The 25,608-nt window shown below is 72.9% G+C and carries 27 protein-coding genes; 13 read left to right on the forward strand and 14 right to left on the reverse strand.

The window, feature by feature from the left end; all coding sequences use genetic code 11:
- Nucleotides 1–17: 17 nt before the first annotated feature.
- The 5 genes from ACFT32_RS08760 to xylB all read right to left on the reverse strand — a co-directional run bounded on the left by ACFT32_RS08760 (nucleotide 18) and on the right by xylB (nucleotide 5,116).
- Nucleotides 18–1,190 carry an NUDIX domain-containing protein gene (locus ACFT32_RS08760; RefSeq protein WP_382487371.1) on the reverse strand — a complete coding sequence of 391 codons (1,173 nt, stop codon included), beginning with the start codon at nucleotides 1,188–1,190 and terminating at the stop codon, nucleotides 18–20.
- A 3-nt stretch (nucleotides 1,191–1,193) separates the two neighbouring features.
- The gene (locus tag ACFT32_RS08765) at nucleotides 1,194–1,589 is read right to left on the reverse strand and encodes a luciferase family protein (protein WP_382487373.1); all 396 of its coding nucleotides are present in this window, start codon (nucleotides 1,587–1,589) and stop codon (nucleotides 1,194–1,196) included.
- A gap of 115 nt (nucleotides 1,590–1,704) precedes the next feature.
- On the reverse strand, nucleotides 1,705–2,307 hold the full coding sequence (locus ACFT32_RS08770; RefSeq protein WP_382487375.1) for an N-acetylmuramoyl-L-alanine amidase: 603 nt from the start codon (nucleotides 2,305–2,307) through the stop codon (nucleotides 1,705–1,707).
- A gap of 142 nt (nucleotides 2,308–2,449) precedes the next feature.
- On the reverse strand, nucleotides 2,450–3,658 hold the full coding sequence (locus ACFT32_RS08775; protein WP_382487376.1) for an ROK family protein: 1,209 nt from the start codon (nucleotides 3,656–3,658) through the stop codon (nucleotides 2,450–2,452).
- A 15-nt stretch (nucleotides 3,659–3,673) separates the two neighbouring features.
- The gene (gene xylB, locus ACFT32_RS08780) at nucleotides 3,674–5,116 is read right to left on the reverse strand and encodes a xylulokinase (RefSeq protein WP_382487378.1); all 1,443 of its coding nucleotides are present in this window, start codon (nucleotides 5,114–5,116) and stop codon (nucleotides 3,674–3,676) included.
- 141 nt (nucleotides 5,117–5,257) lie between these two features.
- Between xylB and xylA the strand changes: the two genes are divergently transcribed.
- Nucleotides 5,258–6,424 carry a xylose isomerase gene (gene xylA / locus ACFT32_RS08785; RefSeq protein ID WP_382487380.1) on the forward strand — a complete coding sequence of 389 codons (1,167 nt, stop codon included), beginning with the start codon at nucleotides 5,258–5,260 and terminating at the stop codon, nucleotides 6,422–6,424.
- Nucleotides 6,425–6,595: 171 nt separating this feature from the next.
- Complete coding sequence (locus ACFT32_RS08790) at nucleotides 6,596–6,916, forward strand: hypothetical protein (protein ID WP_382487382.1); 321 nt, start codon at nucleotides 6,596–6,598, stop codon at nucleotides 6,914–6,916.
- On the opposite strand, the gene ACFT32_RS08795 is transcribed toward ACFT32_RS08790, so the two are convergent.
- Both ACFT32_RS08795 and ACFT32_RS08800 read right to left on the reverse strand, forming a co-directional pair.
- Nucleotides 6,905–8,182, reverse strand: coding sequence for an SWF or SNF family helicase (locus ACFT32_RS08795; RefSeq protein WP_382487384.1), 1,278 nt, complete (start codon nucleotides 8,180–8,182; stop codon nucleotides 6,905–6,907). The genes ACFT32_RS08790 and ACFT32_RS08795 overlap by 12 nt on opposite strands.
- Nucleotides 8,179–11,004: a DEAD/DEAH box helicase gene (locus ACFT32_RS08800; protein WP_382488822.1), complete on the reverse strand. Its 2,826-nt coding sequence runs from the start codon at nucleotides 11,002–11,004 to the stop codon at nucleotides 8,179–8,181. Before ACFT32_RS08800 ends, ACFT32_RS08795 begins: the two co-directional genes overlap by 4 nt.
- 316 nt (nucleotides 11,005–11,320) lie before the next feature.
- On the opposite strand from ACFT32_RS08800, the gene ACFT32_RS08805 reads away from it, so the two are divergent.
- Nucleotides 11,321–11,503, forward strand: a complete 183-nt coding sequence (locus tag ACFT32_RS08805; protein WP_382487386.1) for a hypothetical protein — start codon at nucleotides 11,321–11,323, stop codon at nucleotides 11,501–11,503.
- 36 nt (nucleotides 11,504–11,539) lie between these two features.
- Here ACFT32_RS08805 and ACFT32_RS08810 read toward each other — a convergent pair whose 3' ends face one another.
- Nucleotides 11,540–12,496, reverse strand: a complete 957-nt coding sequence (locus tag ACFT32_RS08810) for a hypothetical protein (protein ID WP_382487388.1) — start codon at nucleotides 12,494–12,496, stop codon at nucleotides 11,540–11,542.
- A 134-nt stretch (nucleotides 12,497–12,630) separates the two neighbouring features.
- Nucleotides 12,631–12,927, reverse strand: coding sequence for a hypothetical protein (locus ACFT32_RS08815; protein WP_382487390.1), 297 nt, complete (start codon nucleotides 12,925–12,927; stop codon nucleotides 12,631–12,633).
- 99 nt (nucleotides 12,928–13,026) lie between these two features.
- On the opposite strand from ACFT32_RS08815, the gene ACFT32_RS08820 reads away from it, so the two are divergent.
- Nucleotides 13,027–13,929 (forward strand): oxygenase MpaB family protein, encoded by a 903-nt coding sequence (locus tag ACFT32_RS08820; RefSeq protein ID WP_382487392.1) that lies wholly within the window; start codon nucleotides 13,027–13,029, stop codon nucleotides 13,927–13,929.
- A 9-nt stretch (nucleotides 13,930–13,938) separates the two neighbouring features.
- Here ACFT32_RS08820 and ACFT32_RS08825 read toward each other — a convergent pair whose 3' ends face one another.
- On the reverse strand, nucleotides 13,939–14,538 hold the full coding sequence (locus ACFT32_RS08825; RefSeq protein ID WP_382487393.1) for a class I SAM-dependent methyltransferase: 600 nt from the start codon (nucleotides 14,536–14,538) through the stop codon (nucleotides 13,939–13,941).
- 153 nt (nucleotides 14,539–14,691) lie between these two features.
- On the opposite strand from ACFT32_RS08825, the gene ACFT32_RS08830 reads away from it, so the two are divergent.
- From ACFT32_RS08830 to ACFT32_RS08850, 5 genes are all read left to right on the forward strand, one after another.
- Nucleotides 14,692–15,465 (forward strand): MHYT domain-containing protein, encoded by a 774-nt coding sequence (locus ACFT32_RS08830; protein WP_382487395.1) that lies wholly within the window; start codon nucleotides 14,692–14,694, stop codon nucleotides 15,463–15,465.
- A gap of 71 nt (nucleotides 15,466–15,536) precedes the next feature.
- On the forward strand, nucleotides 15,537–18,053 hold the full coding sequence (locus tag ACFT32_RS08835; RefSeq protein WP_382487397.1) for a nitrate- and nitrite sensing domain-containing protein: 2,517 nt from the start codon (nucleotides 15,537–15,539) through the stop codon (nucleotides 18,051–18,053).
- A complete protein-coding gene (locus tag ACFT32_RS08840; protein WP_382487399.1) occupies nucleotides 18,050–18,487 on the forward strand; it encodes a roadblock/LC7 domain-containing protein in 438 nt (145 codons plus the stop codon). The genes ACFT32_RS08835 and ACFT32_RS08840 overlap by 4 nt, the downstream gene beginning before the upstream one ends.
- Before the next feature lie 22 nt (nucleotides 18,488–18,509).
- Nucleotides 18,510–18,920: a DUF742 domain-containing protein gene (locus ACFT32_RS08845; RefSeq protein ID WP_382488823.1), complete on the forward strand. Its 411-nt coding sequence runs from the start codon at nucleotides 18,510–18,512 to the stop codon at nucleotides 18,918–18,920.
- Between the two features lie 53 nt (nucleotides 18,921–18,973).
- Complete coding sequence (locus ACFT32_RS08850; protein ID WP_382487401.1) at nucleotides 18,974–19,579, forward strand: ATP/GTP-binding protein; 606 nt, start codon at nucleotides 18,974–18,976, stop codon at nucleotides 19,577–19,579.
- A gap of 25 nt (nucleotides 19,580–19,604) precedes the next feature.
- Here the strand turns inward: ACFT32_RS08850 and ACFT32_RS08855 are convergent, their stop codons facing one another.
- Nucleotides 19,605–20,033: a PPOX class F420-dependent oxidoreductase gene (locus tag ACFT32_RS08855; protein WP_382487402.1), complete on the reverse strand. Its 429-nt coding sequence runs from the start codon at nucleotides 20,031–20,033 to the stop codon at nucleotides 19,605–19,607.
- A gap of 104 nt (nucleotides 20,034–20,137) precedes the next feature.
- Here ACFT32_RS08855 and ACFT32_RS08860 point away from each other — a divergent pair, with 104 nt between their 5' ends.
- The 4 genes from ACFT32_RS08860 (at nucleotide 20,138) to ACFT32_RS08875 (ending at nucleotide 22,833) form a co-directional block, all read left to right on the forward strand.
- A complete protein-coding gene (locus ACFT32_RS08860) occupies nucleotides 20,138–20,551 on the forward strand; it encodes a roadblock/LC7 domain-containing protein (RefSeq protein ID WP_189724347.1) in 414 nt (137 codons plus the stop codon).
- A gap of 126 nt (nucleotides 20,552–20,677) precedes the next feature.
- Nucleotides 20,678–21,598: a DUF6397 family protein gene (locus ACFT32_RS08865; protein ID WP_382487404.1), complete on the forward strand. Its 921-nt coding sequence runs from the start codon at nucleotides 20,678–20,680 to the stop codon at nucleotides 21,596–21,598.
- 64 nt (nucleotides 21,599–21,662) lie between these two features.
- Nucleotides 21,663–22,034: a VOC family protein gene (locus ACFT32_RS08870; RefSeq protein WP_382487406.1), complete on the forward strand. Its 372-nt coding sequence runs from the start codon at nucleotides 21,663–21,665 to the stop codon at nucleotides 22,032–22,034.
- Between the two features lie 10 nt (nucleotides 22,035–22,044).
- A complete protein-coding gene (locus ACFT32_RS08875) occupies nucleotides 22,045–22,833 on the forward strand; it encodes an Fpg/Nei family DNA glycosylase (RefSeq protein WP_382487408.1) in 789 nt (262 codons plus the stop codon).
- A gap of 64 nt (nucleotides 22,834–22,897) precedes the next feature.
- Here the strand turns inward: ACFT32_RS08875 and ACFT32_RS08880 are convergent, their stop codons facing one another.
- From ACFT32_RS08880 to ACFT32_RS08890, 3 genes are all read right to left on the reverse strand, one after another.
- Nucleotides 22,898–23,647, reverse strand: a complete 750-nt coding sequence (locus tag ACFT32_RS08880) for an SDR family oxidoreductase (RefSeq protein WP_382487410.1) — start codon at nucleotides 23,645–23,647, stop codon at nucleotides 22,898–22,900.
- A 15-nt stretch (nucleotides 23,648–23,662) separates the two neighbouring features.
- Nucleotides 23,663–24,559 carry a DMT family transporter gene (locus ACFT32_RS08885; protein ID WP_382488824.1) on the reverse strand — a complete coding sequence of 299 codons (897 nt, stop codon included), beginning with the start codon at nucleotides 24,557–24,559 and terminating at the stop codon, nucleotides 23,663–23,665.
- A 149-nt stretch (nucleotides 24,560–24,708) separates the two neighbouring features.
- Nucleotides 24,709–25,581, reverse strand: a complete 873-nt coding sequence (locus tag ACFT32_RS08890) for an acyl-CoA thioesterase (RefSeq protein ID WP_382487411.1) — start codon at nucleotides 25,579–25,581, stop codon at nucleotides 24,709–24,711.
- Nucleotides 25,582–25,608 lie beyond the last annotated feature (27 nt).

The following is a 25,608-nucleotide window of genomic DNA, read 5'->3' on the forward strand; positions in this document are numbered from 1 at the left end:
ACACCCCTCCGGGTGCTTCAGCCGCCGTCCGTCTCGGTGGTGTACGGCGTGTAGTGCGCGGGCGTGTGGTCGATGGGCAGGCCGGGCCGCCAAGCCGTGAGGGCCTGCGCGCTGCACACGAACAACTGTTCAGGCAGCCGGTCCAGGCCGAACCAGCGCCAGCGGCCCACGCTCTCGTCGGGCTGGTCCGCCGGCTCGCCCCGCCAGGCGGTGACCCGGGCGGCGACGGTCACCCGGACGACCCCGCCGACGTCGTCGAGGAGTGTCCCCAGCAGCCGGACGTCCTCCGGCCGTGCCGTGAGCCCGGTCTCCTCGCTCAGTTCACGCACCACCGTGTCCCGCAACGACTCCCCGGGCTCCACCGTCCCGCCGGGCAGCTCCCACGTCCCGCGCCGGTGCCGGCCCAGCAGCAGTCCGCGGGGACCGTACAGAATGGCGCCGTCCCCGAGCGCGGCATGGGCCGGCGGCGGCCGGTCGACGCGCGGCCGGGAGGAGACGCGGACGGGCCGGGTCACCTGGAAGAGCCGGTAGGACGCGTGGTTGCCGGCCTGCGGCGTGTCGAGGGCGTCGATGTGCTCCACGCGCAGCCCGTACTCGGTCAGCAGCTCCGTCCAGAGCTCCGGGGTGAGGACCCACATCTGGACGGTGATGTCACCGCCGCCGGCCATCCGCAGGATCTCGGGCCGGGCCGTGACCCGGTCCGACGGGCCGTCACCGCCCGAGTTGGTGTGCAGCACCGTGAAACAGAGCCTGCCGCCCGGCCTGAGCGCAGCGGCGAGGGCGGGCAGCAGCCGGTGCGGGTCGAGGTACGGGACGGCATGCAGGGAGTAGATGACGTCGTACGGCTCCGCCGTGCGCAGATGTTCCACCGCGTCGGCCAGGACCAGCCGCAGCCCGGCCAGCGAGCCGTACCGGGCACGGGCCCGCTCGTACTGGCCTGCCGAGGCGTCGACCGCGTCCACCAGCGCGCCGTGGGCACGCACCAGATGGGCGGCGTGCCGGGCCGGACCGCATCCGAGGTCCAGCACCCGTCGGCCCGAGAGCTCCCCGAGGACCTCGGCCCCCGGCCCGGTGCCCTCGACACCCCAGTCGATCCGCGTCACCTCGGACAGTTGGGTGCCACGCCGCAGATGATGGGCTCCGTACGCGCGCCAGGCCTCGGCGTTGACCTCCTCCGAACGTGTCACCAAGGCTCAGCCGCCCGCGGCGGCGTCGCGCGGAAGCACCCTGACACGGTGGAAGTTGCATCCGACGGGTCGCGACTCGTCGGCGGCGGGCGGGGTCTGGTGGGCCTTGAGCGCGATGCTCACCAGGCTGAGCAGCAGGTCGACGTCCGCTTCGCAGTCGAGGTGGACCGTCACCCAGCACGAACCGGGAACCAGGTGGATCGCGCTCGAACCGGCGAGGTCGTAGTGGAACCGCTGGATGGCCCGGTGGGTGAGGTGGAGGTCCACGTCCCGTGCCGAGTGGAAGTGGACGATCTCGTCACGGACGGAACGGATCGCCCGTCCGGTACCGCAACTCGCCGGGCCCGGTATCAGGTCGGGCCAGGCCTGCAGGCGCTCCATGGCGCGCTGGGCCAGAGTCATGGCCCCATCGTTGCGCGCTTACCGTCCCGCAACCAGAGGTTGAGTGCTTTGTAACCGGGACGTGAGGTGGGGAGGAGGACGTGAGGTGGGGTTGGAGGGCTCGGGCGGCTGCCTCTCAGCCGGAGTCTCTGACCAGCCTCATGTAGCGCTTCCAGTCCCAGTGGCGGCCCGGATCGGTGTGGTCGCTGCCCGGTACCTCGTGGTGGCCGATGATGTGTTCCCGGTCCCGGGGGATGCCGTGCCGCGCGCAGATCGCCGCGGTGAGCCGGGCCGATTCCTCGTACGCGACGTCGGTGAAGTACGAGGGCTGGTCCACCCAGCCTTCGTGCTCGATGCCGATGCCGCGCTTGTTGTAGTCCCAGTTCCCCGCGTGCCACGCGATGTCGGCCTCGCGCACGCACTGCGCCACATGGCCGTCGGCCGAGCGGACCACATAGTGCGCGGACACCTGCTTCCTCGGGTTCCGGAAGATGGACAGGGTGCCGGAGAAGGTCGTCTGCGCGACATGGATGATCACCCGGTCGACGGGATGGCCGCGGGGGCGGTTCGACGCCGTGTAGTTGGCGCCGGTCGCCGGGTGCCACTCGGCTCCGGGGTGATCAGGGGCTTGAGGCCGGGCCGCGGCCCGGGTGCCGGGGAGCAGGACGTACGGGACGGCGGTGAGGGCGGCGCCCACGAGGATGCCTCGCCTGCCGGGGAGCGGTGCTGCCTGGTTCATGACGGGATGCCTTTCGCTTCGACGGATCATCACGCTACGGCGCCTGCCGGCCCGTCAGAAGGGAGCGAGGTGTTTCGGTGGACTGACCGGCGATTGTGGATAACTCGCCCACCCCTGCGGGTGATTCGGGCTGTCCAGAGGGTCAGGCCCGCTCGGCCACGGCCGCCGGATCGTCCAGCACGGCCCGCACGACCGAGTGCGCGGCCCCCAGCAGCGGCCCCTCGGGGCCCAGCCGTGACACGGACACGGGACAGGCCGGACCCGCCGTGCGCCGCGCCAGCTCGTCCCGCAGCGAGGGCAGCAGCCAGGGCGCGAGACCGGACAGCTCCCCGCCCAGCACCACGCTCTGCGGGTCGAGCAGATTGACCGCCCCGGTCAGGGCGACACCGAGCGCGGTGCCCGCGTCGCGCAGGGCACGGCGTACGTCCTCGTCGCCCTCGGCGGCGCGCCCCGCGAGCAGCCCCACGCGGTCCTCGCCCGGCTCCAGGCCCGCCGCACGCAGCACCGCCTCCTCACCGGCGTACTGCTCCAGGCATCCGCGCCCGCCGCACGCGCACGCCGGCCCGTCCGGCCGGACCGGCACATGGCCCAACTCACCCGCGAAACCGCGTGTTCCGCGCAGCAGTCCGCCGTCCACGACGACGGCCGCACCGATGCCGATCTCCGCCGACACATGCAGGAAGTCGCGCGGCGTGCCGTCCTCGAGCCAGAGTTCGGCGAGCGCGCCGAAGTTGGCCTCGTTGTCCACGGTCAGCGGCAGGCCCGCCGGCAGCAGGGCACCGAGGTCCGTGTCGTGCCAGTCGAGATTCGGGGCGCGTACGACGGTCCGGGCGTCGCGCGCCACCAGGCCCGGTACGGCCACGGCGAGCCCGGCGGGCCACAGGCCCTCGCCCTCCGCCTCGGCGACGACCCGGCCGATCAGTTCGGTGAGCTCCGCCGTCACGGGCCCGGGGGAGCGGCCGCGGTTCGCGCCCTGCCGTATCGCGCGCGCCCTGGTCGTGCCTCGCAGATCGACGGCACAGACCGCGAGATGGTCGACGCCGATCTCCGCGCCGATCCCGGCCGGGCCCCGTGCGCTGACGGCGAGCGCGGAGCCGGGGCGGCCCACCCGGCCGGGCCGCTCGGGCCCCAGCTCCTCGATCAGCCCCGAGCGGACGAGTTCGTCGACGAGCGTCGACACCGCTGCCCGGGTCAGTCCGATCCGCGACGCTACTGCGGCCCGGGACAGCGGCCCCTCGGCGCGGACGGCGTGCAGCACCCGGGCGAGGTTGCGGCGGCGCATGCCCTGCTGGGTGTCGGGCAGCGCGCGTCCCGGCCCGGCCGGGTGAGCCTCGTGCGGCGGTGCGGTCATGCCTGACGCCAGTCCTCAGTGGGTGTCGGTGGGCCGCTCCAGCAGCGGGGCCGCGTCGGAGAGTACCCCGGCGATCCTGGCCAGCGTCTCCTCGTCCCTCTCGACGGCGTCGAGCACCGGCCCGGCCGCCGTGTCCCAGCGGCGCGCCACGGCCGCCGCGTCCTCCCCGGTCAGCAGCCCGGCCGCCTGCGCGGCGGCGCCGAGCGCCACCAGTTCCTTGGCCTCGGGCACCTGCACGGGACGCCCCGACAGCCTGCGTACGGTCTGCTGCCAGGCCGTGCCCCGGGCGCCGCCGCCGATCAGCAGCAGCGGCGCCGAGGAGTCTGCGTCCTGGTCCAGGACCAGGTCGAGCGCGCCGAGCAGGGAGTGCACGGCACCGTCGTATGCGGCCTGGAGCAGCTGGCCGCCGGTCGTGTCGTGACGCAGGCCGTGCAGCAGGCCGGAGGCGTTCGGCAGGTTGGGGGTGCGCTCGCCGTCCAGGTAGGGCAGCAGGGTGACGCCCGTACCGGGTTCCACGGCAGCGCGGTCCAGGCCCAGCAGCGTCGCGACACGGTCGACGGCGAGCGTGCAGTTCAGGGTGCAGGCCAGCGGCAGCCAGTCACCGCGAGCGTCGGCGAAGCCCGCCACCGTGCCGGTCGGGTCGGCGGGCCGGTGCCGGGACACGGCGTACACCGTGCCCGAGGTGCCGAGGCTCATCACCGGCACGCCCGGACGCAGCCCGAGGCCCAGCGCCGCCGCGGCGTTGTCGCCGGTCCCGGGTGCGACCAGAGTGCCCTTGGAGAACGGCAGATCGTGGCTGTGCACCGTGCCCGCCACCTCCGCGGGCCGGACCACGCGGGGCAGCAGGGCCGGGTCGAGCCCCACGTGCGCCAGGATCTCCTCGTCGTACGACTCCGTCCCGGACGCCCACCAGCCCGTCCCGGAGACATCGCCGCGGTCGGTCGTGCCCTGCCCGGTGAGCCGCTCGGTGAGGTAGTCGTGGGGGAGGCGCACGGCCCTCGTGGCCCGGACCGCCTCCGGTTCGTGCTCCGCCAGCCAGGCCCACTTGGTGACCGTGAAGGAGGCGGCGGGGACGCTTCCGGTGCGCTCGGCCCAGAACTTCGCGCCGCCCAGTTCCTCCGTCAGCCGGCGTGCCTGCGGCGCCGAGCGCACGTCGTTCCACAGCAGAGCCGGACGCACCGGCTCGCCCCGGTCGTCCAGGGTGACCAGTCCGTGCTGCTGCCCGCCGACCGACACCGCGGCGGCCTCGTGCGCCGCGTCACCGCACTGGCGCAGGGCCTCGCACAGCGCGTCCCACCACTGGCGCGGATCGCTCTCGCGGCCGGCCCCCGAGGAGACGGTGTGCGGGGCCTGGCCGCTCGCCACGACCCGGCCGGTGGCCGCGTCGACGACCAGCGCCTTGGTGGACTGGGTGGACGAGTCCACGCCGACGACGAGCGGACCCTCGGCTGCTGACATCGGGCTTCTCCCTCTGCTCTCGTCCTTCTCCGGTCTTGCTTCTCTCGTTCCGAGACACCTTGTCTCTTCCCAGAGAGGTGCTCGCATACTAATTTGTAAATCGCCATGACGAAATAGTCTCAGCGAGCGAGGAGCCGCGGCATGAGCTACCAGCCCACCCCCGAGGACAGGTTCACCTTCGGCCTGTGGACCGTCGGCTGGCAGGGACGGGACCCCTTCGGCGACGCCACGCGGCGTGCCCTCGACCCGGTCGAGTCGGTGCAGCGGCTGGCCGAGCTCGGCGCCCACGGCGTCACCTTCCACGACGACGACCTGATCCCGTTCGGCTCGAGCGACACCGAGCGCGAGGCCCACATCAAGCGCTTCCGGCAGGCCCTGGACGCCACGGGCATGAAGGTCCCGATGGCGACCACCAACCTCTTCACGCATCCGGTCTTCAAGGACGGCGCGTTCACCGCCAACGACCGCGATGTGCGCCGCTACGCGCTGCGCAAGACCATCCGCAACATCGACCTCGCCGCCGAGCTCGGTGCCCAGGTGTATGTGGCCTGGGGCGGCCGTGAGGGTGCCGAGTCCGGGGCCGCCAAGGACGTCCGCGCGGCCCTGGACCGGATGAAGGAGGCCTTCGACCTGCTCGGCGAGTACGTCACCTCCCAGGGGTACGACCTGCGCTTCGCGATCGAGCCCAAGCCGAACGAGCCGCGCGGCGACATCCTGCTGCCGACCGTCGGCCACGCGCTGGCGTTCATCGAGCGCCTGGAGCGTCCGGAGCTGTACGGCGTCAACCCCGAGGTCGGGCACGAGCAGATGGCCGGGCTGAACTTCCCGCACGGCATCGCGCAGGCCCTGTGGGCGGGCAAGCTGTTCCACATCGACCTCAACGGCCAGTCCGGCATCAAGTACGACCAGGACCTGCGCTTCGGCGCCGGCGATCTGCGCGCCGCGTTCTGGCTGGTCGACCTGCTGGAGTCGGCCGGCTACACCGGCCCGCGGCACTTCGACTTCAAGCCCCCGCGGACCGAGGACCTGGACGGGGTGTGGGCGTCGGCGGCCGGCTGCATGCGCAACTACCTCATCCTCAAGGACCGCGCCGCGGCCTTCCGCGCCGACCCGGAGGTCCAGGAGGCGCTGCGCGCGGCCCGCCTGGACGAGCTGGCCCAGCCCACCGCTGCGGACGGCCTCCAGGCCCTGCTCGCCGACCGGTCGGCGTTCGAGGCCTTCGACGTCGACGCGGCCGCCGCCCGCGGCATGGCCTTCGAGCACCTGGACCAGCTGGCGATGGACCACCTGCTGGGGGCGCGCGGCTGAGCCCACGCGCGCGTGCACGCGTGACCGTGTGCGCGTGCCTGGGCGTGCGCCTGTGCGTGTGTCGGCCGTACTGCCTGGAATGCCACGGAATCATGCGATCCACGCCATGAGTCCGTATCAACTCCCGTGCACCGCTCGCGCCTTGAGCGGTGCACGGTGACCCTGGTCGGTATGGCCCTGCCGCCCGTACCGCCTCAGCGGCGGAATCCGCTGTTCATCCTGCTCACCGTGCTCGTGGCCACCGCAGCCGTGTGCGCGGTGGTGCTGATGGCCAGGGGAGGCGACGGCTCGCCGGACCGGGAGCCGCCCGCCGGGAGCACGAGCCGCACCCCTGGCCCGTCCTACGGCATCCCCACGAAACTGCCCACCGCGTTGCCCAGCGAGCTGCGGACCCGGCTGCCGTCGGGCTTTCCGAGCCGACTGCCGAGCGAGCTGCCCAGCGACCTCGAATCGCTCCTCCCGTCCCTGGATGCCGGCGAGCTACTGCCGTAGGGGCACCTCTTCCGGTGCGGCTCCGTCTCCGGTGGCCGGCTCCACCGATGTCAGGGCCGTCGCCGGATCCTGTGCGGCGCCTCCCGCCGGCATCCAGCGGCCGCGTTCCTCGCGGTACGGCCACCAACGGCCGTCCCGGCCGAGGCGCAGCTGGACCGGTGCGCCGACGACCGTCCACCGGTTGGCCCGCGCCCGCACCTCCGGCCGCTCGTCCGTATCCCAGGCCGACTCAAGGGCGGCACGCGCGCGTGCGAGCGCTTCGCCCTCCACCCGCCACTCCTCGTCGAGCACGGCCAGCGCGGCCGTACCGCCGAGGTGCCAGGCACGGACCGCCGCTTCGAGGCCCTCCCGGCCGCGTCCCGACCCGTCGGCGAGACGGTCCGCCACATCGCCTCCGGGATCGCCCGCGGCCAGCCGCACCGCGTCCTGCGCCACCGTCAGCTCCGCCTCGAAGGCGCCCCGGAGGGCCTCCGCGAGCAGACGGTGGCCCTGTACGGCGGTCCGCGCGGCCAGGAACTCCAGCGCGGCCGGGTCGATGCCGGGCGCGGGCGGCGTCTCGGTGTCCAGGGACGGCGGTACCCCCGGCTCGTCGGGGAGCCCGGGCAGGGCCGGCAGCGGGGGCAGGATGTCACCGGCCGCGTACGCCTCATCCGCGTCCACACCCTCAGGACCGGAGGACTCCGCGGCGGATCCGTCGCCGCGGGTCTGGAGATCGTCCAGCAGGGCGGCTTCGTCGCGGCCCCGCATCAGCATCAGGACGAACGGATCCTGGTCCAGCAGCCGCGCCACCTGATAGCAGAGCGCCGTCGTGTGCCCGCAGTGGTCCCAGGCACCGCAGTCGCACTGCGGCTCCAGATCGCCCAGGCCGGGCAGCAGTTCGACGCCTTCGGCCGCCGCGTCCTCGACCAGGTGCGGCGGCATCTCCCGGTCCAGCAGCGCCGCCACATGCCCGGCCCGCTCCACCGTCATGTCCAGCAAGCGGTCCCACTGTTCGGGCGAGAGCTCCTCCAGCAGGACATCGGCCCGGTGCGCCGTGCGGTCGCGGTCCTGGACGACGGCCGTGAGCCGTCCCGGGCGCACCGACACCGCGCCGACCGCCCCCGCGCGGGCGAGCCGGCGGCCCGTCTTGAGCTGCGCCGAGTCCAGCGCCGTGTCCTCCAGTGCCTTCAGCCAGGCCTGGCCCCACCAGGTCTGCGCGAAGCCGCGCCCGTGCGCGGGCGGCAGTGCCGCGAACGTGCGCTCCATGTCACCGTCGTGCCGGGTCATCGCGCCCCTCGCAGTTCGACCAGTTCCGCCAGTTCCGCGTCCGTCAGCTCCGTGAGCGCCGCCTCGCCGGAGCCCAGGACGGCGTCCGCCAGCTCCCGCTTGCGGACCAGCAGTTCGGCGATGCGGTCCTCGATGGTTCCCTCCGCGATGATCCGGTGCACCTGTACGGGCCGGGTCTGGCCGATGCGGTAGGCACGGTCGGTGGCCTGCGCCTCGACAGCCGGGTTCCACCAGCGGTCGTAGTGCACGACGTGCTCGGCCCGGGTGAGGTTCAGACCGGTGCCCGCCGCCTTCAACGACAGCAGGAACACCGGCACTTCGCCGTCCTGGAAGCGCCGCACCATGGCCTCGCGCTCGGTGACGGGCGTCCCGCCGTGCAGGAACTGCGAGGGCGTGCCCCGGGCGGCCAGATGCCGTTCGAGCAGGCGGGCCATCTGGACGTACTGCGTGAAGACCAGCACGCCCGCCTCCTCGGCGAGAATCGTGTCGAGCAGTTCGTCCAGCAGTTCCAGCTTCCCGGAGCGTCCGGCGATCACCGGGCGCTCCTCCTTGAGGTACTGCGCCGGGTGGTTGCAGATCTGCTTGAGGCCGGTCAGCAGCTTCACGATCAGACCGCGTCGAGCCATGCTGCCGGCGCCGGAGATCTCCGCCAGCGCCTCGCGCACCACCGCCTCGTACAGGCCCGTCTGCTCCTGGGTGAGCGACACGGCGTGATCGGTCTCGGTCTTCGGCGGCAGCTCGGGCGCGATCCCCGGGTCCGCCTTGCGGCGGCGGAGCAGGAACGGCCGTACGAGCCGGGCCAGGCGGTCCGCGGCGGCCGGGTCCTGACCGCCCTCGACGGCCTCCGCGTACCGCCTGCGGAAGGTGCCGAGCCGGCCCAGCAGCCCCGGAGTGGTCCAGTCGAGGATGGCCCACAGCTCCGACAGGTTGTTCTCCACCGGGGTGCCGGTGAGCGCCACGCGCGCGCGTGCGCGGATGGCACGCAGCTCCCGCGCGGTCGAGGAGTACGGGTTCTTCACGTGCTGGGCCTCGTCCGCCACGAGCATGCCCCACGGCACCCCGGCGAGCCGGGGGGCGTCCAGGCGCATCGTGCCGTACGTGGTGAGCACGAACTCTCCGTCGGCCAGGTCGTCGAGGCTGCGCCGCGCTCCGTGGAAGCGCCGCACGGGGGTGCCGGGCGCGAACCGCTCGATCTCCCGCTGCCAGTTGCCCATCAGGGACGTCGGGCAGACCACCAGGGTGGGTCCGGCGGACTCGGGGTCACTCTGCCGGTGGAGGTGGAGGGCGATCAGCGTGATCGTCTTGCCGAGCCCCATGTCGTCGGCGAGACAGCAGCCGAGGCCCAGGGACGTCATACCGGCGAGCCAGTTCAGGCCCCGCCGCTGGTAGTCCCGCAGGGTGGCGGCGAGGGCGGCGGGCTGCTCCACGGGCTGCTGCGCCTCGGGGTCCGCGAGCCGCTCCCGCAGGGCCGCCAGCCACCCGGTGGGCCGCACCTCGACCCGGCTGCCGTCCACCTCCGCCCAGCCCGTCAGGGCCACGCCCAGCGCGTCCACCGGTGTGACCTTGTGGTCCTGCCGGGAGCGGGCGAGCCGTACCTCCTGAGGGTCGATCAGGATCCACTGGTCACGCAGGCGCACCACCGGGCGCTTGGCCTCGGCGAGCCGGTCCAGCTCCTCGCGGCTCAGCCGCCGGTCGCCCAGCGCGAACGACCAGTTGAAGGCCAGCAGCGCGTCGGCGGACAGGAACGACGGCACGGCCGCGACGGACCCGGACCCCTGCTCGTCCGCGTCGTCGCCGAAGGTCCCCACCGGCCCCACCTCCGCGCGCGTGGTGAGCTCGCGGGTCAGTGCCTTCGGCCAGTGCACGTCGACTCCGGCCGCCGCCAGGGCACGGGCGCCCGCGCCGAGCAGCTCGGTGACCTCGTCGTCGGCGAGTTCGACCGCGTCCGGCACGGTCGCCGACAGCAGCGGCGTGAGCGTGGCCCAGGCCCGGGCCGCGCGCCGCAGGGCGAGCAGGGCGTCCATCCGCGCGCGCGGGCCGAAGGCCTCGCCCCTGGCACCGGCCCAGACGTCAGCGGCGTCCGCGACCAGCGCGGGGTCGCTCACACTGTGCACCTGGAGCACGGCCCGGAACGTCACGTCCGCGTCGGCCACCGCGTCCGTCAGGCCGGGCGCCTCGATCCGCAGCGACAGCCGCACGCCCGCGTCGTGGCCCGCGGCGACGTCGGCGGCCCAGGCGCGCTGCTCGGGCAGGTGCACCGGCTCGGGCGACGCGTAGGCGGGACCGCCGGTCACCAGCGGCGCGGCGGGGGAGCGGGGCAGGGTGTCGGCGACGGCATCGAGGAAGGCACGCAGGAGCCGCTCCGGGTCGGGCAGCCGCAGCGGCCCCGGGCCCGCGAGCGGCACGGCGTGCGCCTCGGGCGGCATCGCGGCGGCGAGCCGGCGTACGGCCTCGACGTCCTGGGCGCGCAGGGGACCCGTGCGCCAGGCGTCGTGGTCGTCCGGGGAGAGCCCCGGCAACAGCAGCCCGCGCGCCACGAGGTGCAGGGCGTGCACGGCCGCGGCGCCCCAGAACACGGTGGAACGGTGCCCCCGCGCGCTCACCCGCGCGCGGGTGAGGACCGGCAGGGCCGCGTGCACCGGCACCAGGACGGCGGGCACGCTCTCTGCCCCGATTCCGTCGCCGCCGGGCACGACGACGGTCAGGTTCGCGGCGGACGCCGATGCCACGGCCGGCAGGGCCTCGCCGTCGGGCCGCCAGAAGGCGATGCCGCCGGTGCGGGCCGGGTCGCCGGGCAGGAACACGGTGCGGCAGTGGGCCAGTTCGGAAGAGACGAAGGTCGGTGCGGAGGTGGTGGTGGAGGGCGTGGAGGAGGGTGAGGAGGAGAGTGCCGGGGGAGTCGGGTGCTCGGCTATGGCTGATTCCTCAAACTTGACTAGCGGATCGGAGTCGCCGAGGGTACAGCACGTCTGGCGCACACGGGTATGACTATGGTGTGACCTGGGTCACTATGAGGAGGTCAGGGGTGTGTAGGGGTCGCACCTCAGGGATGTCTCAGGGGCGCGGTCAGGAACCGCCACAAGCGCGGACCCGTTTTCGAGACAGAGAGCGGCAGTGGCCGCGAAGGAGGCGACAGACATGTCCAAGAACGCCAAGATCGCCGCGGGTGGTGTGGCGGCCGGGCTCATCCTGTTGATCTGGCTGCCCTGGTGGGCATCGCTCCTGATCATCCTGGGAGTCCCGGCCGCCGCGTATCTCACGCTGGACCCGTCGCAGCGGCGCAGGCTGCGCCGCGCCACCCGTAAGGAGCTCGGTCGCTGAGGCGCTGATCCGGCGCGGCCGAAGACCGTCGCCGGATCAGTTCGGCCGTACGGCCATCTTGTCGAGCGCCTCGAGGAGACCCGGCAGCTCCGGCCCCCGGCCCACCGGCAGGACCTCGCCGGGTTCCTCGTCGAGCAGCACGAAGGCCATGTCGTCGGTCCTGGCCACGAGTGACCAGCCCGGACCGTCCGCCCGCAGGATCCGCGCGTCACTCGTCGCGAACGACGACCGGACCCGGCCCAGCGGCGGCGGCGAGTCGATGTAGGTGCGGGCCTCCGCGAGGACCCGCCGGATGCCGCTGTGGCCCAGGCGGCCGTTCCCCCCGCTCGCTGTTGAAGCGTCGGCCGCCTCGCCCTCGTTGCCCGATACAGCCGAGGAATCCGATACCTCGGGGGACTCCGGCGCTCCCGAGGACTCCGGTGCTCCCGAGGACTCCGGTGCTCCCGAGGACTCCGGCGACCCCGACGGCCCGGGCGCCCCCGCCGCCGGAAATTCCGAGTCGTTCACCTGCTCCCGCCATGTCGCCCACTGCAGCGCGATCTCGTCCGCGCCCAGGCGCCGCTGAGCCGGCCCCCAGACGGTGGTGTCCGGCGGAGCCAGCGGCGGCCGGTCGTCGTCCTCCGGGCCGGGGTCGTGCGGGGCGGGCACCCCGGGCGCCGCGACGGCGACCGCGAGCGGCCAGCCGGGCAGGGCCGCGACGACCGAGCGCTCGTCGGGCGACAGCTCGTACTCCATGCCGCAGTCCCAGGACGCGATCGCGACGGCGACCAGGGAGACGTCGTCGATGGCGACGGTCCACCGGGAGCCGTCGCCGTCCTGGCCGAGCACCAGCCCGTACCCGTCGGCCAGCGGTGCGAGACCGAGCGCCCCGCACGCCTCCGGATAGTCGTCGCCCAGGACGCTCGGGAACTTCGCAGGCGTCAGCAGTACCGCCGTGAGCACATAGAGCGCATCGTCCGCGGCGGCGACGGCGTCCTCGTCCGTCCCGGCCATCCCAGCCTCCCCATCGTTCGTCCAATCGCGCGCACCCTAGTGCGCGCGGAAGCCGCTTGTCACGGCCCTGGCAAGCGCACCCGAGCTGCAGTTTTCCGGCGGACGGGGCGAATCGGCCGTCCGGGCCGTGCTCGTCACGCCGTCGGCAGCCCCAGCAACTCACGGGCCACGGTCCGCGGAGACTCGCCGCGTTCCCGCGCCAGCGCGATGACGGCCCGGCAGGCCAGCTCGTTCACCCCGAACGACAGCGCCTCCGGCGACACCCAGCGGGACGCCTCGTCCGCCCGCTCCTGGTCGTCCTCCGCGCACGCCGCGACATAGACTGCGGCAGCCTCGAAAAGGTTGTGTGGACGTTTGTCCCCGTCGGCCTTGGTCTCCGTGCGCAAGGCCTCGGCGACTCTTCCCCCGGCCTTGCGGAACCTGCCCCACATATGGACCACCTTCCCCCTGTGCGGTTGTTGCGTCTGATCTTTCATCTCCCGGCCACCAACGTAAAGTTGGAGAACCTGTGACAGAAGGGGGACGGCACGGTGAAGCGCTTCGACCGGCTGGTTCGGATCCGGCGGATGGACCCGTATCGGGAGGCCACGGAGATCTACCGGCTGAGCGTCGCGTACGAGTTCCCCTGGGACTTCACCCGTGCCCTGGAACTGGCCCTGTACCGCACCTACGCCGTCCCGAGCATCGGCCGGCTGCTCGCGGAGACCGCGGAGCTCACGGAGCGGACCCAGAAGCGCTACGACGACACCTCGCTGCTCCTGGACGCCGTCGTCGAGCACGGCTTCGGCAGCGCCCAGGGGAAGACCGCGATCCGCCGCATCAACCAGATGCACCGCGGCTATGACATCAGCGACGACGACATGCGCTATGTGCTCTGCACCTTCGTCGTGATGCCCAAACGGTGGATCGACGCCTACGGGTGGCGCAGGATGTCACGCCACGAGATCGTCGCCAGTGCCGTCCACTACGGCACGCTGGGCCGGCACATGGGCATCAAGGACATCCCCGAGACCTACGAGGAGTTCGAGACCTGCCTCGACGACTACGAGGCGGCCCACTTCGCCTGGGACGCGGAAGCCCGGCGGGTCTCGGACGCCACGCTCGACCTGATGGCGTCCTGGTACCCGCGCCCGCTCGCACCGCTGCTGCGCACCACCACCCTCGCGCTGCTCGACGACCCGCTCCTGCACGCCTTCCGCTACACCCCGCCGAGCGCCGCCACGCGCGCGTGGGTGCGTCGCGCGGTACGGCTCCGGGGGCGCGCCGTCCGGCTGATGGCGCCCCGGCGCGCCCCGCACTTCGCCCGCCAGAACTGGGAGATCAAGGGCTACCCGTACGGATACCGGCTCGCCGACCTCGGCACGCGACCGGTCCCGGGCCTCCGGGGCTGCCCCGTGCGGCACCCGGCGGAGGGGGACACCGAGGCCGGGTGACGCGGCGGCTCAGTCCTCGCGGACGGCGAGCGCCAGGAAGCGGGTGTCATCGTCGGCGTACGACGTCATGCGCCACCCGGAACCGGCCAGCAGCGGGCGGAGGTTGGGCTCGGCGCGCAGGTCGTCCGGGGTGAGCGGGCGGCCGTGGCGTGCGGCCAGTGCCGCCCTGCCGATCGGATGGAACAGCGCCAGCACACCACCGGGACGCACCACCCGCGCCAGCTCGCGCAGGTTCTCGGCCGGACTCGCCAGGTGCGAGACGAGGCCCGCCCCGAACACCGCGTCCAGCGACCGCGAGCGCAAGGGCAGCGCGGCGACGTCCGTGAGCAGCAGCTGCCCGTCGCGGTCCCGTCCGGCCCGTACGGCCTCCCGCAGCATGGCCGGGGTCAGATCGGCCCCGAGAACCACTCCCGAGGGCCCCACGGCGGCACGCAGCGGGGGCAGGGCCCGTCCGGTGCCGCATCCGGCGTCGAGCACCCGGTCGCCCTCGCGCAGTCCGAGCTCGGCGACCGCCCCCGCGTAGGCCGGACCGTCGTCCGGGAACTTGCTGTCCCAGTCGGCGGCACGAGGTGTGAAGAACTCCTGGACACGCGTCTGGTCGTCGCTCATGTAGTGCATGATTCCTCACCGACGCGGATGGACGCCTCTGTGCACACGTTCGAGCGTGACGCGATCGTTCCGATACATCCTTGCGTCATATTCCAACACCTTTCGAAATGCGCCCCCTTCGTGCGCCCTTTCCGGGTCTAGCGTCCCGGGGCCATGGGACACCTGGACCACGCCGCCCTGGGGTGGCTGACCCCCGCGCTGTCGTACGCGATGGCTTGCATAGGCGCCGCGCTCGGACTGCGCTGCACCGTCCGCGCCCTCGCCGCCACCGGCCGCTCGCGCCGCAACTGGCTCGTCACCGCCGCCTCGGCGATCGGCACCGGCATCTGGACCATGCACTTCGTGGCCATGCTCGGGTTCGCCGTCACCGGCACCGACATCCGCTACGACGTGCCGCTCACCCTGCTGAGCCTGCTCGTCGCCATGGTCGTCGTGTGCGCCGGCGTCTTCGCCGTCGGCTACGGCCGGGACCGCGGCAGGGCCCTCTTCCTCGGCGGCCTCACCACCGGCCTCGGCGTCGCGAGCATGCACTACCTGGGCATGGCGGCCGTACGCCTGCACGGCGACGTGACCTACGACCCGCTGCTCGTCGGGCTCTCCGTGCTGATCGCCGTCGTCGCTGCGACGGCGGCCCTGTGGGCGGCGCTCAACATCAAGTCGCCCGTCGCGGTCACCATCGCCTCCCTGATCATGGGCGCGGCCGTCAGCAGCATGCACTACACCGGGATGTTCGCGGTGAGCGTGCGGGTCACGCCCTCCGGGGCGGTACTGCCCGGGGCCACGGCGATGCAGTTCATCTTCCCCCTCGCCGTCGGCCTCGGGTCCTACCTCTTCCTGACCTCGGCCTTCGTCGCGCTCTCGCCGACGGCAGGCGAGCGCGAGGCGTCCGCCTCGGCCCAGCGGCCGGTCGAGAGCGTCGCCCCCTAGAGGGCTCCGGATGGATCTCCGCGGCGTCGCGACGCCCGGCACGCCCCCGACCACTCCCGAGCGAGGAGTCCATGCGTACACCCCGTAGGAGTCCCACGACCGGCGCCGAGGCGCCGCCCCCGCCCGTGCGCGGTCGCCGCGCGCACGCCGGGCCACCGGCCGACGAGGGCCCGGAGGCACCTTCGGGCGCCGTACCGGACGGGGAGGTCACGCGCGCGGAGCGCTGGCACATACGCCCGCGCACCGTGCGCGCCAAGATCGTCTGCCTGCTGATGGTGCCGGTCGTCTCCCTCCTGGCCCTGTGGGCCTACGCCACCGTCACCACCGCCCAGGATGTCTCCCGGCTGCGGCAGGTCCAGCGCGTGGACGCCACGGTCCGCGCCCCCGTCTCCGCGGCGGTCGCCGCCCTCCAGGCCGAGCGCGCGGCCGCGGTACGCCACGCCACCGACCCGTCGGCCGTACCGTCCGGCGAACTGGACGAGCTCGCCCGGCGCACCGACCGCGCCGTCGCGACACTGCGGCTCGGCGAGGGCAACACCGTCGCCGACAGCGAGGAACTGCCCGCCGGAGTCGCCGGCCGGCTGGAGGCGTTCGTCACCGGCACCGAGGAACTGCGGCCGCTGCGGACCGCGGTGCGGGACCGGCGCGTGGGCTGGGCCGAGACGTACAGCCGCTACACCAGGAGCATCTCGGCGGCCTTCGGCGCCGGCGGTGCCCTCACCGGCATCCAGGACGCCGACCTCGGCTCCGACGCGCGCGTGCTGCTCGAATTCGCCCGCGCGGGCGAGGCGTTGGCCCAGGAGGACGCGGTGCTGGCGAGTGCCCGGCTGTCCGGCACCCTGACCGGGGAGCGGCTCCGGCTCTTCACCGGCGCCGTGGACCTGCGCCGCACCCTCACCGGATCGGCCGTCGCCGACCTGCGCGGCACCGAACGCTCCGCGTGGAACGCCCTCGCCGACAGCAGCGCCTACGCGGGCCTGGGCGACGCCGAGGACCGGATCCTCGCCCGCGGGCCCGGCGCAAAGGCGGTCGAGGCGGCGCCCGAGAGCGCCTGGAACACCGCTCACACGCGCGTGCAGCACGGCATGCGCGCCATCGAGGACGACGCGGCACGCGGCGTCGCGCAACGGGCTGACCCGTTCACCCGAGGACTGCTCACCCCGGCCGGTGCCGCCGTCCTGCTCGGTCTCGCCGCCGTCGCCGCCTCGCTCGTCATCTCCGTACGCATCGGACGGGGCCTGGTGGTGGAACTGGTGAGCCTGCGCAACGGCGCCCTGGAGATCGCCCGGCGTAAACTCCCCGAGGCCATGCGGAGACTGCGCGCGGGTGAGGAGATCGACGTCCGTGCCGAGGCGCCGCCGGGAGCGCCCGCGGAGGACGAGGCCGGGCAGGTCGCCGAAGCGCTCCACACGGTCCACCGCGCCGCGCTGCGGGCCGCCGTGGAGCGCGCCGAGCTCGCCAGCGGCATCTCCGGCGTCTTCGTCAACCTCGCCCGCCGCAGCCAGATCCTCGTCCACCGGCAGCTGAGCCTCCTCGACAGCATGGAACGCCGCTCCGACGACCCGAACGAACTGAGCGACCTCTTCCGCCTCGACCACCTCACCACCCGCATGCGACGCCACGCGGAGAGCCTGATCATCCTCTCCGGAGCCGCCCCCGGCCGGGCCTGGCGCATGCCCGTCGCCCTGACCAACGTGGTCCGCGCGGCCGTCTCCGAAGTCGAGGACTACGCGCGCGTGGAGGTACGGCAACTCCCCGAAGCGGCCGTCATCGGAACGGCCGTGGCCGACCTCACCCACCTGCTCGCCGAGATCATCGAGAACGCCGCCCAGTTCTCACCGCCGCACACGCGCGTGCGCGTCACCGGTGAACCCGTCGGCAACGGCTACGCCGTCGAGGTCGAGGACCGCGGCCTCGGCATGGGCCAGGAGACCCTCGCCGAAGCCAACCGCCGCATCGAGCAGTCCGAGGCGCTCGACCTGTTCGACAGCGACCGGCTCGGCCTGTTCGTGGTCAGCCGGCTCGCCGCCCGGCACGACGTCAAGGTCCACCTGAAGACCTCGCCCTACGGCGGCACGACCGCCGTCGTCCTGCTGCCCACCGCCCTCCTGCACTCCGGGGCGACGGAACGTTCCCCTGGTGAGGCGGCACACGCGCGACAGCCCGAGGAACGCGCCTACGCGCGCGTGCCCGACGACACCCCGCTCCAGGACGTCGTCCCCGCACCGGCCGACCGGCGCGCCCTCGTGGCTCCCGTACCCGCCGCGGCCGAGACCACGAACCACACCCCACCCCCAGGAGTCGCCACCTTGCGACTGCACCGACCCCAGGAGCAGCCCGAAGGTTCCGAGGACCTCCCGCGTCGCGTACGCCAGGCCAGTCTCGCCCCCCAACTGCGCGAGGGGCGTCCCGAGGAACCGCCGCCGACGCCGGCCCCCCGGGACGACGAACGCACCCCCGAAGTCGTACGCGACCGCATGGCGGCGTACCGCGACGGCTGGGCACGCGGCGGCGGCAGGCGGCCCGGCCGCGGCACCACTCCCGGCCCCGCGACGGGCAGAGACAGCAGCGAAGGAGACCCCGCATGATCCAGGACTCGAGCACGCGTTCCGCCCGGCGCTCCGGCGAACTCGACTGGCTGCTGGACGATCTGGTGCTCCGCGTGAGCGACATACGGCACGCCGTGGTCCTCTCCAACGACGGCCTCGCCGTGGGTGCCTCGACCGGCCTCCGGCGCGAGGACGCCGAACACCTCGCAGCGGTCGCCTCGGGCTTCCACAGCCTCGCCAAGGGAGCGGGACGGCACTTCGGCGCCGGCGGTGTCCGCCAGACCATGGTGGAGATGGACGACGCATTCCTCTTCGTGGCCGCCGCCGGCGACGGCTCCTGCCTCGCCCTTCTCACCGCCGTGACAGCCGACATCGGCCTTGTGGCGTACGAGATGGCCCGCCTGGTGAAGCGCGTCGGCGAGCACCTCGGCACGGCGCCCCGCGCCGGCGCCCGGCCACCCGCCGCCGGATGAGCCGAGAGTGCGGTCCGCGCAGATGACCGAGGACATGACGGGCACCCTGAGCGAGCAGGGCAGCCAGTGGTACGACCACGAGGCCGGCCCTCTCGTCCGCCCCTACGCCATGACGGGCGGACGCACCCGGCCCGGCCCCACCGGTGTGCGGTTCGACCTGATCGCCCTGGTGACCCTTGACCCCGCTGCGCCAGGCGTGGACGACGCCCCGCTCGGCCCGGAACACCGGACCCTCCTCGACCTGTGCCGCACGGAGACCCAGTCGGTCGCCGAACTCGCCGCCGGAGCGGACCTGCCCGTGGGGGTGATCAGGGTCCTCCTCGGCGACCTCCTGGAACTAGGCTGCGTCACCGTCAGCCGCCCCGTACCGCCGGCCCAGCTGCCCGACGAACGGATCCTGCGCGAGGTGATCGCGGGACTCAGGGCGCTGTAGACGCAGAGCGCCGCAGATGAACGCACACCCCCCCGACACGAGAGAAGTGACTGATGGTCTCCGAGCACTCCGACGCCCCGGACGGCGACTCCGCCGCACTGGCGTTGAAGATCCTGGTCGCGGGCGGCTTCGGCGTGGGCAAGACCACGCTGGTGGGCGCCGTCAGCGAGATCCGGCCGTTGCGCACCGAGGAACTGCTCAGCGAAGCGGGGCAGTCGGTGGACGACACCGACGGCGTGGACCACAAGACCACCACGACCGTCGCGATGGACTTCGGTCGCATCACCATCCGGTCCGGTCTCTCCCTGTACCTGTTCGGCACGCCGGGCCAGGACCGGTTCTGGTTCCTGTGGGACGAGTTGTCACAAGGGGCGCTCGGCGCGGTGGTGCTCGCGGACACCCGCCGCCTGGAGGACTGCTTCCCGGCGGTCGACTACTTCGAGCACCGGCGCATCCCGTTCGTGGTGGCCGTCAACTGCTTCCCGGGCGCCCGGCAGCACGGCGCCCCGGACGTCTCGCGCGCCCTCGACCTCGACCGGGGGACGCCCGTGGTGCTGTGCGACGCCCGGGACCGCGACTCGGGGAAGGAGGTGCTGATCAGGCTGGTCGAGTACGCCGGGCGGATGCACACCGCCCGGCTCCTCGACTCGGTCGGCTGACCGGAGACACGGAGATCTCCCGTGGTCAGTCCGCGACATCCCGCTCCGCCAGGATCCGGTCGACGGCGACACGGATGAGGAGTTCACCCGGGACGCCGTTGCGGGCGCCGAACTCCTCGGCGCGTTCCTCGCCCATGTACCGGGCGCCGATGCGGGTGGCCCAGTGCCTTATGTCGTCGAGGTCCTCCGAGATCCGGGCGCGGCCCTGCAACACGACGAAGGAGTACGGCGGCCGGTCGTCGTCCACGCACAGGGCGACGCGGCCGTCACGGGCGAGATTGCGCCCTTTCACGGTGTTCTTGCCGGTGTTGAACACCACGTCGTCCCCGTCCAGCAGGAACCAGATCGGGGCCACGTGCGGACTCCCGTCCGCCCTGACGGTGGAGAGCTTCGCGGTGCGGGTGCCGTGGGAAACGAACTCCCGCCATTGCGCATCGGTCATCTTCTCTGCCATGGCTCCCATCCTCCTTGCCCCGGCAGCGGTCGTGGGGAAGGCTGGCGTGGAGATCCTCCGGCCAGGAGGAGAATCGCACGGGGAGAAAACGGGGAGATCGGAACATGGCGCAGAACCAGGGACTCGACTGGCTGCTGGACGACCTGACCGAGCGCGTCCACCAGGTGCGGCACGCACTGGTCCTGTCCAACGACGGCTTGGTGACCGGGGCGAGCACGGGACTGCGCCGCGAGGACGCGGAGCACCTCGCGGCGGTGTCGTCCGGGTTGCACAGCCTGGCCAAGGGCTCGGGACGGCACTTCGGCGCGGGCAGCGTACGGCAGACGATGATCGAGTTCGATGACGCGGTGCTCTTCGTCACCGCCGCCGGCACGGGCAGTTGTCTGTGCGTCCTCAGCGGCGCCGAGGCCGACATCGGTCAGATCGCGTACGAGATGACACTTCTTGTGAACCGGGTCGGCGAGCATCTCGACGTGGATGCCCGCCAGCCGGAGCGGAAGCCGACCACAGACGCCTGACCTGCACATTTGTCTCCCCTCGCGGAGTTATCCACAGGCTCGTCACGCAGTGCGCCGAAGCGGTTACGGTTTTCTCACGGCGACCGCACACGGCGTGAGCCGCCGACTCCACGGGGGAGACCGACCATGTCAGGCACCATCGCGAAATCCGACCGCCTCACCTGCGCCCCGAGCCGGGCCGCCCGCGAACTCGACCTCAAGCGTGGTGAGTTCGACCTCGCGGTGAATCTCGGGCTCATCCGGACCGTTCCCGACGAAGGCGGCGGAGGGCTGCGCGTCGCACGCGCGGAGATCGACCGGCTGCGCGCCGGGGAGGGCTTCCCGGACGAACTGCGCGAACGCGTCGCGACCGCCGGCACTCATGAGGGCGCCGAGCTCTTGGACGTGACGCCCGCCAGATTCACGAGTCTCGCCCGCTACGGCCTGCTCGTGCCGGTCACGTTCTACCTGAACCGCTACCGGGCGGTCGTCTGGCTGTATCTGGCCGAGGAACTGAGGCAGTTCGCGGCAGAGGAGAGCAACGCCCGGCTGCTGAAGGGGCGCACACCCGCACAGATCCGGGAAGGCCAGAAGGACGGCCTGGACCGGCGGCCCCGCAACTGGCGGGGACGCCACATCGGATTCCTGACGCGGCAGGCCGGGGACGACGCCTGGGCCCACGCGGCAGCCGTCGCCTGTCTCCTCGACCCCATCGACGTGGCGGAGGTCGTGGCGGACCCCTACGAGCGCGCCCACCTCAACCGCCGCCGTCCTCGCCTCCCGGTGCACGGCACCCCTGGTTCACCCGCCGCCGAACTGGCCGAGACGCTCATGACGGCCGGCGAGCCGGACGAAGTGGCCTGGTTCCGCGCGGACCTGGCCCACACGATGGAGACGGCGCGCAGCCGGCACCCGGCACCGCGTCCGGCCCCGACATCACCCTCGACGCCGGAGCCGGGCGGGACACCCCCGGTTCCGGCCGGAAACCGGCCCGAGAGCTCGGACCGCACCCCTGCACACGGCCTCCTGGGATGGCTGCAGCGCAGAGGCCGGCGACGTTCGGGGTGAAAAGCGATGAGTTTCCGGATGCGTCCCGGTCGAAATTCTGAGGAGATGATTCCAGGAGGCGATCATGTTCGGTACGACCAAGGCGTTCAGCGGGTTCTCGGTGAACGACATCGACGCGGCCAGGACGTTCTACGGCGAAACGCTCGGACTCCGGGTGTCGGAGGAGAACGGCCTGCTGTTCCTGCACATCGCGGGTGACCGGGACACCCTGGTCTACCCCAAGGAGGACCACACCCCGGCGACGTACACCATCCTCAACTTCCCCGTCGACGACATCGAGGCCGCCGTCGACGAGCTGAGCAGGAGAGGAGTCCGGTTCCAGCACTACGACCACCTCAAGGCGGACGACAAGGGCATCTTCCGCGGCGGCGGCCCGCTGATCGCCTGGTTCACCGACCCCGCGGGGAACGTGCTGTCCGTCCTGCAGGAATCCTGACGCGCCGGAGATGCCCGAGCTCCCCGACGTCGAGGGCTTCCGGCAGGTGCTCGAGTCCTGCGCGACGGGTCGGGTCGTCCGGCATGTCGACGTGCGGGACGCGGGCGTGCTGCACGGGGTCGGTGCCCGGCGACTGCGTGACGCGCTGGAGGGCCGGCGCTTCGGCACACCGGAGCGGCACGGGAAGTGGCTGCTCGCCCGCACCCGCGCCGGCCCGACCCTCGTGCTGCACTTCGGCATGACCGGCCGACTGGTCTGCGGTCATCCCGATGATGCCGTCGAGGCGCACGACCGTGTGCTGTTCACGCTGAGCGGCGGCCGCCAGCTGCGCTTCCGTGACCAGCGCAAACTCCAGGGACTCTGGCTGGCAGGCGACGACTCCGACATCGATCGGCTGCTCCGGGGGCAGGGCCCCGACGCGCTGGCGGTGGAGCGTGCGGATTTCGAGGCCGTCCTGTCCGCACGCCGGGGGCATCTCAAGACCGCGCTCACCGACCAGTCCGTTCTCGCGGGTCTCGGAAATCTGCTCGCCGACGAGATCCTGTGGCGAGCGCGGTTGCGCCCCGACCGCCCGGCACGTGATCTCACCCAGGCCGATCGTCGCCGGCTGTACAGCCAGATGCGCCGCACCCTGCGCTCGTCGGTCACCGCCGGCTGCGTCCCGCCGCGTGACTCCTGGCTGACCGGCCACCGCGACGACCTCGACCCGAGGTGCCCACGCTGCGGCACCGGCCTGCGCCGGACCCGGATGGCAGGCCGAGGCACGGTGTGGTGCCCGCAGTGCCAGCCGGGCCGGTGACCCGGCAGGGCTCTCTGGAACACCGGATCAGTCTGTGGGAGTCAGTCAGATGTAGAACACCAGGTCAGTCCGTGGGAGTCAGAACAGCCGGTGCCCCGGCGAGGATGCCGCCGTCCACGATGAACTCGCAGCCCGTGGAGAAGGTCGCCTCGGTGATGATGAAGAGCACCATGCGGGCGACCTCCTCGGGCTCGCCGAACCGGGGGAGGGGCTGCCCCGCGGTGTACGCGTCGCCGAAGCCGGCCGTCATCCGGGTGCGGATGGCGCCGGGGTGGACGGAGCAGACCCGGACCCGGTCGGGCGCGAGTTCCAGCGCGGCGACCTTCGTCAGGCCGCGCAGGCCCCACTTGCTGGCCGCGTACGCTCCGACACCGGCGTAGGCGGTCAGCCCGGCGAGGGAGGACATGTTCACGATCACGCCGCCACCGGCCCGGCGCAGCGAGGGTGCCGCCGCGCGCATGCCCAGCCAGGCGCCCGTGAGGTTGACGTCGACGACCCGGCGGAACGACTCGGGGCTCTGTTGCTCCATCGTGCCCCAGTCGATGATCCCGGCGATGTTGACCAGCACCGAGACCGGGCCCAGGTCCCGCTCCGTCTCGGCCAGGGCCTGCTGCCAATCGTCCTCACTGGTGACGTCCAGGTGCTGGAAGCGGGCCTGCCCGCCGAGCTCGGACACGAGCCCCGTCCCCTCCGGGTCCCGGACATCGGCGATCACCACGGAGGCGCCCTCGGCCGCCAGGGCACGCGCCACCGCGGCCCCTATGCCTCCGGCCCCACCGGTGACGATCGCCACCCGCTCGCTGAGACGCTCCATCGTGACCTCCTCGGCTCAGGGCGCTCCCGCCGTCTGACGTTCCTCGCCCGGCGCCACCAGGGACTGGGTGAGCGGAATCCGCGCCAGGGCGAGCACCCCCGCGGCGATCAGTGCGACACCGAAGAGCTGGGGCAGCAGCCACCACCCGGAGCGGATCGTCTCCTCGTACAGGAGGATGCCGAGGGCGAGGCTCACCAACGCGTCGCCGAGGGTGAGCGCGGGCTGCGAGGCGACCAGCGGACCGGCCTGCATCGCGTTCTCCAGCAGGAACAGCGCGCACACGCCGGTCGCGGCGAAGGCGTAGGTCTGCCAGGCGGTGAGGAAGGCCACGAGTCCCTGGTCGTCGAGGATGTGGGTGGCGGCCTTCATCAGGGCCGCGGTCACCGCGTAGCTGATCGCCGTCGCGGCACCCAGGCAGGCCGCCCGGGCGCGGCCCTCCGGGCGCTTGAGGGCGGCGAGAGCGAGGGCGACGACCGCTCCCGCGCACACGGCCAGCGCGGGGATCCAGCGGTCCAGCTCCACATGGGTGCGATTGCCCGAGGGGGACGCGGCGGCGAGCGCCACCGCAAGACCGGCCACCACCACCGCCACGGCCAGCCAGCCCACGCCCGGCAGATGCCGGTGCATCAGCAGCGAGGCGACGATGAGGGTGAGCGGCAGCTCCAGCACGAACAGCGGCTGCACGATCGTCAGCGGCCCGGTCGCCAGCGCCAGCGCCTGGCAGACGGCGGCGGCGATCACCGCGAGGATGCCGGCCAGCCAGACGCGCCGGCGCAGCAGATCGAGCATCAGCCCGGCCCGGAAGCCTTCGGAGCGCGGCACGGTGAGCGCCGCCTTGCGCTGCAGCACCGTCGCGACGGCATTGCTGAAGGCCGCGCAGATCGCGAAGAGGACGGGGAGCACGGTGTGCAGCGTGGCCACCTCCCGGATCGGCGGGCGTGTGACGCCGGCGGTGCCTCCTCCTGCCATGGTCACCGGATCGGGGCACGGGCGCGAACGGAGTGCCGAAGCGCGCGTGCCCCCAAGCGGCGGAAACCCGTGACGGTCCGGCCCGCGGACCGTCAGTCCAGCTTGCGGAAGAGTCCTTCCTGCACGACCGAGACGACCAGCCGGCCCTCACGGTCGTAGATCCGGCCCCGGGCCAGACCGCGGCCGCCGACCGCGATCGGCGACTCCTGGTCGTACAGCAGCCAGTCGTCGGCGCGGAACGGGCGGTGGAACCACATCGCGTGGTCCAGTGACGCCATGTCGAAGCCGCGCGGGCCCCAGAGCGGCTCGACCGGGATACGGACGGCGTCCAGGAGGGTCATGTCGCTGGCGTAGGTGAGGGCGCAGGTGTGGACGAGCGGGTCGTCGCCCAGCGGTCCGACCGCGCGCATCCACACGGCGCTGCGCGGCTCGGAGTCCTCGACCTCCTCGGCGGTCCAGCGCAGCCGGTCCACATAGCGGATGTCGAAGGGCTGGCGGCGGGCCATCCGCTCCAACTGCTCGGGCAGCGCGCCCAGATGCTCCCGGATCTCGTCCGTGACCGTGGGCAGCGACTCCGGGTCCGGGACCTTGCGGGCCGGCGGCAGCTGGTGCTCGAAGCTGCCCTCCTCCGGCTTGTGGAAGGAGGCGGTGAGATTGAATATCGTGCGGCCCTGCTGGACGGCCGTGACCCTGCGGGTCGTGAAGGACCGCCCGTCGCGCACCCGCTCGACCTGGTAGACGATCGGCACACCCGGGATGCCCGGGCGCAGGAAGTACGCGTGCAGCGAGTGCACGGGGCGGTCGCCCTCCGTGGTGCGGCCGGCGGCGACCAGGGCTTGGCCCGCCACCTGGCCGCCGAAGACCCGCTGGAGGGACTCCTGCGGGCTGCGGCCGCGGAAGATGTTGACCTCGATCTGCTCCAGGTCGAGCAGGTCGACGAGTCTCTCGGCCGGGTTCGTGGTCATGGGTGGGATTCTCCTGTGCTCGCTGCG

This window comes from Streptomyces sp. NPDC057002, from assembly GCF_042673825.1.
Taxonomy (GTDB): Bacteria; Actinomycetota; Actinomycetes; order Streptomycetales; family Streptomycetaceae; genus Streptomyces.